We start from the raw sequence: 4190 nt of genomic DNA on the forward strand, positions 1-4190 counted from the left end.
GCATGCAACGGATTATCGGCACGGAGGTCGAGTACGGCATCTCATCGCCGTCGGACCCGACCGCCAACCCGATCCTCACGTCGACGCAGGCGGTGCTGGCCTACGCTGCTGCCGCTGGCATTCAGCGGGCCAAGCGAACGCGCTGGGATTACGAGGTGGAATCGCCGCTGCGGGACGCTCGTGGCTTCGACCTGAGCCGCTCGGCGGGCCCGCCGCCGGTGGTCGACGCTGACGAAGTCGGCGCGGCCAACATGATCTTGACCAACGGCGCGCGTCTGTACGTCGACCACGCGCACCCGGAGTATTCCGCGCCGGAATGCACCGATCCGCTCGATGCGGTGATCTGGGACAAAGCCGGCGAGCGCGTGATGGAAGCGGCCGCGCGCCATGTCGCCAGCGTTCCCGGAGCCGCGAAATTGCAGCTGTACAAGAACAACGTCGACGGCAAAGGCGCCTCCTACGGCTCACACGAAAACTATTTGATGTCTCGGCAGACGCCGTTCTCGGCCATCATTGCCGGGCTCACCCCGTTTCTGGTATCCCGGCAAGTGATAACCGGTTCCGGCCGGGTGGGTATCGGGCCCTCCGGGGACGAGCCGGGCTTTCAGCTGTCTCAGCGCTCTGACTACATCGAGGTCGAGGTCGGTCTGGAGACCACGCTGAAACGCGGCATCATCAACACCCGCGACGAACCACACGCCGACGCTGACAGGTACCGCCGGCTGCACGTCATCATCGGCGATGCCAACCTGGCCGAGACGTCGACCTATCTGAAGCTGGGAGCCACGGCGCTGGTGCTCGACCTGATCGAAGAAGGCGTTGACCTGACCGACCTGGCGCTGGCCCGTCCCGTGCACGCGGTGCATGCGATCAGCCGCGATCCCTCCTTACGGACCACCGTTGCCCTGGTTGACGGCCGGGAACTGACCGGCCTCGCCCTGCAACGGGTCTACCTCGACCGCGTGGCCAAGCTGGTCGATAGCCGCGACCCCGACGTCCGGGCCTCCCACATCGTGGAAACCTGGGCACACGCGCTCGACCTGCTCGAGCGCGACCCGATGGATTGCGCGGAGTTGTTGGACTGGCCGGCCAAGCTGCGGCTGCTCGAAGGGTTTCGGCACCGCGAGAATCTGAGCTGGTCGGCGCCCCGGCTGCATCTGGTCGACCTGCAGTACTCCGACGTACGGCTGGACAAGGGTTTGTACAACCGCCTGGTGGCGCGCGGATCGATGAAGCGCCTGGTCACTGAACATCAGGTGCTCGAAGCGGTGGACAACCCGCCGACTGACACCCGCGCTTATTTCCGCGGCGAATGCTTGCGCAGGTTTGGCGCCGATATCGCCGCGGCCAGCTGGGACTCGGTCATCTTCGACCTGGGTGGTGACGCCCTGGTGCGGATACCGACGCTGGAGCCGTTACGCGGCAGCAAAGCGCACGTTGGAGCGTTGCTGGAGTCTGTGGACAGCGCCGCCGAGCTGGTGGAACAACTCACCAGCTGAGATCTGCTGAGCACGGCGAGGAGCTTCAGCCCGGAAACGTCGGGGCTGACCGGTACTGTTAGAAAAAGACCGGCAGGCGTGCGGTGCCGGTGGGCGGTAATCAAGGCCATGATGAAGCAGGAGGCGGCGATGGCTCAGGAGCAGACCAAACGTGGTGGCGGCGGCGGAGACGACGACGACTTCGCTGGCAGCACGGCCGCGGGCCAGGAGCGTCGCGAGAAACTAGCCGAGGAAACCGACGATCTGCTCGACGAGATTGACGACGTCCTGGAAGAAAACGCTGAGGACTTCGTCCGCGCGTACGTCCAAAAGGGCGGACAGTGACCTGGCCGTTGCCTGATCGCTTGTCCCCAAAAACGGCACTGCCCAGATCCGCTATAGACCTATCATCGTTCGCTGACTTCCTGCGCCGCCAGGCGCCCGAACTGTTGCCAGCGGGCTTCAGTGGCGGTGCACAATCGGGCACGCTCGGTGAGCAGCTGCCGCACGGCACCACTATCGTCGCGGTGAAGTACCCCGGCGGTGTCGTCATCGCCGGGGACCGGCGCTCCACCCAGGGCAACATGATCGCCGGGCGCGACGTGAAAAAGGTTTACATCACCGACGACTACACCGCTACCGGCATCGCCGGCACCGCCGCGATCGCCGTCGAGTTCGCTCGCCTGTACGCAGTCGAACTCGAGCACTACGAGAAGCTCGAAGGGGTGCCGCTCACCTTCGCCGGCAAGGTTAACCGGCTGGCCATCATGGTGCGCGGCAACTTGGGTGCGGCGCTGCAGGGGCTGGTGGCGTTGCCGCTGCTCGCGGGCTATGACATCCATGCCTCCGACCCGCAGACCGCTGGACGCATCGTCTCCTTCGACGCGGCCGGCGGGTGGAACATCGAGGAAGAGGGTTACCAGGCGGTGGGCTCAGGATCGATCTTTGCCAAGTCGTCGATCAAGAAGCTGTACTCGCAGGTCACCGATGCTGACTCGGCTCTGCGGGTGGCCGTGGAGTCGCTTTACGACGCCGCTGATGACGACTCGGCCACCGGTGGACCTGACCTGGTTCGCGGAATTTATCCCACCGCCGTCACCATCGATGCCGACGGCGCAGTCGACGTTCTGGAGAGCCGCATCGCCGAACTGGCCCGCGAAGTGATCGGAAGTCGTTCGCGCTCTGACGCGTTCGGTCCCGACGGCGGTGCGAAGTGAGCTTTCCGTATTTCATTTCGCCCGAACAGGCGATGCGCGAGCGCAGCGAGCTCGCACGCAAGGGCATCGCGCGGGGAAAAAGCGTGGTGGCGCTGGCCTACGCGGGCGGTGTGTTGTTTGTCGCCGAGAATCCGTCGCGATCCCTGCAGAAGATCAGCGAACTCTACGACCGCGTGGGCTTCGCGGCGGCCGGCAAGTTCAACGAATTCGACAATCTGCGCCGCGGCGGGATCCAGTTCGCCGACACCCGCGGTTACGCCTACGATCGCCGGGACGTCACGGGACGCCAACTGGCCAATGTGTATGCGCAGACATTAGGCGCCATCTTCACCGAGCAGGCCAAGCCGTACGAGGTCGAGTTGTGCGTCGCCGAGGTCGCACACTACGGCGAGCCCAAAGCGCCCGAGCTCTACCGCATCACCTACGACGGGTCCATTGCTGACGAGCCGCATTTCGTGGTGATGGGCGGCACGACAGAGCCGATCACCACCGCGCTCAAAGAGTCTTACGCCGAGAACGCCGATCTGCCCGATGCGCTGCGGATCGCGATCGAAGCGCTGCGGGCCGGCAGTCCCGATAGCTCCGGCAACGGTCAATCCAGCCTTGGCGTCGCCAACCTGGAGGTGGCCATCCTGGACGCCAACCGGCCGCGCCGGGCTTTCCGGCGGATTACCGGGGCCCAGCTGGAAACGGTATTGCGGGGACGGGGTGCCAAGGATTCCGAGGCCACATCGTCGGACGAGTCAGGTTAGGCAAAGGTTAGGCAGCCTGCTGTGACAGCATGCTGTCAATGACGTTGATGCTATGCTGTCAAGATGCGTACGACGGTGACGTTGGACGACGACGTCGAGCAGATTGTGCGGCGCCGGATGGCCGAACGGCACGTGTCATTCAAAAGGGCTCTCAACGACGCCATCAGGGATGGTGCCTCCGGCAGACCGGAACCGCGCCGGTTCGTGACCCGCACCGCTGACTTGGGCGTGCCCGCGGTCAATCTCGACCGGGCATTGCAGCTCGTTGCCGAACTCGAGGACGAGGAGCTCGTGCGTCGTCAACGGCGTCGGTCATAGGAACCGATGAAGATCGTCGACGCCAATGTGTTGCTGTATGCAGTCAACACTGCCAGCGAACACCACGAGTCGTCCCTGCGCTGGCTCGACAACTCGCTATCGGGTGCCGACAGCATCGGGTTCGCCTGGGTGCCGCTACTGGCGTTCCTGCGGCTCGCGACGAAGGATGGGTTGTTCCCCCGGCCGCTGTCTGCGGATGCTGCGATGAGTCAGGTCGCGGATTGGCTGGCCGCGCCCAGCGCGGTGCTGGTCAATCCGACCGCCGGTCATGCTCAAATATTGGCCGGAATGCTGACCCACGTGGGGACCGGCGCCAACCTCGTCAACGACGCTCACCTGGCGGCGCTTGCGGTTGAGCATCGCGCCAGCATCGTGTCCTACGACAGTGATTTCGGCCGGTTCGGCGGCGTGCGTTGGGATCGCCC

At 64.8% G+C, this 4190-nt stretch carries 6 protein-coding genes; all 6 read left to right on the top strand.

Translation table 11 applies throughout. The annotated features are described in order from the left end of the window. The first annotated feature begins 2 nt into the window (after positions 1-2). A complete protein-coding gene (gene dop / locus F0Q45_RS24620; protein ID WP_149656379.1) occupies positions 3-1499 on the top strand; it encodes a pup deamidase/depupylase in 1497 nt (498 codons plus the stop codon). A 129-nt stretch (positions 1500-1628) separates the two neighbouring features. Continuing rightward, complete coding sequence (locus F0Q45_RS24625; RefSeq protein WP_023364687.1) at positions 1629-1823, top strand: ubiquitin-like protein Pup; 195 nt, start codon at positions 1629-1631, stop codon at positions 1821-1823. After that, entirely contained in the window at positions 1820-2695 is an 876-nt protein-coding gene (gene prcB / locus F0Q45_RS24630; RefSeq protein ID WP_149656380.1) for a proteasome subunit beta, read from the top strand. The genes F0Q45_RS24625 and prcB overlap by 4 nt, the downstream gene beginning before the upstream one ends. Continuing rightward, positions 2692-3447 carry a proteasome subunit alpha gene (prcA, locus tag F0Q45_RS24635; RefSeq protein WP_149656381.1) on the top strand — a complete coding sequence of 252 codons (756 nt, stop codon included), beginning with the start codon at positions 2692-2694 and terminating at the stop codon, positions 3445-3447. The genes prcB and prcA overlap by 4 nt, the downstream gene beginning before the upstream one ends. 63 nt (positions 3448-3510) lie before the next feature. Next, the gene (locus F0Q45_RS24640) at positions 3511-3765 is read left to right on the top strand and encodes an antitoxin (protein ID WP_149656382.1); all 255 of its coding nucleotides are present in this window, start codon (positions 3511-3513) and stop codon (positions 3763-3765) included. A gap of 6 nt (positions 3766-3771) precedes the next feature. Then, the coding region (locus F0Q45_RS24645; RefSeq protein ID WP_149656383.1) for a type II toxin-antitoxin system VapC family toxin at positions 3772-4190 on the top strand (419 nt) is incomplete at its 3' end.

The organism is Mycobacterium simiae, from assembly GCF_008370645.1.
Taxonomy (GTDB): domain Bacteria; phylum Actinomycetota; class Actinomycetes; order Mycobacteriales; family Mycobacteriaceae; genus Mycobacterium; species Mycobacterium simiae_A.

Bases quoted from the DNA above. Each gene is read 5' to 3' on its own strand.
- dop (WP_149656379.1), top strand. From the start codon at position 3: ATGCAACGGATTATCGGCACGGAGGTCGAGTACGGCATCTCATCGCCG.
- F0Q45_RS24625 (WP_023364687.1), top strand. From the start codon at position 1,629: ATGGCTCAGGAGCAGACCAAACGTGGTGGCGGCGGCGGAGACGACGAC.
- F0Q45_RS24640 (WP_149656382.1), top strand. From the start codon at position 3,511: ATGCGTACGACGGTGACGTTGGACGACGACGTCGAGCAGATTGTGCGG.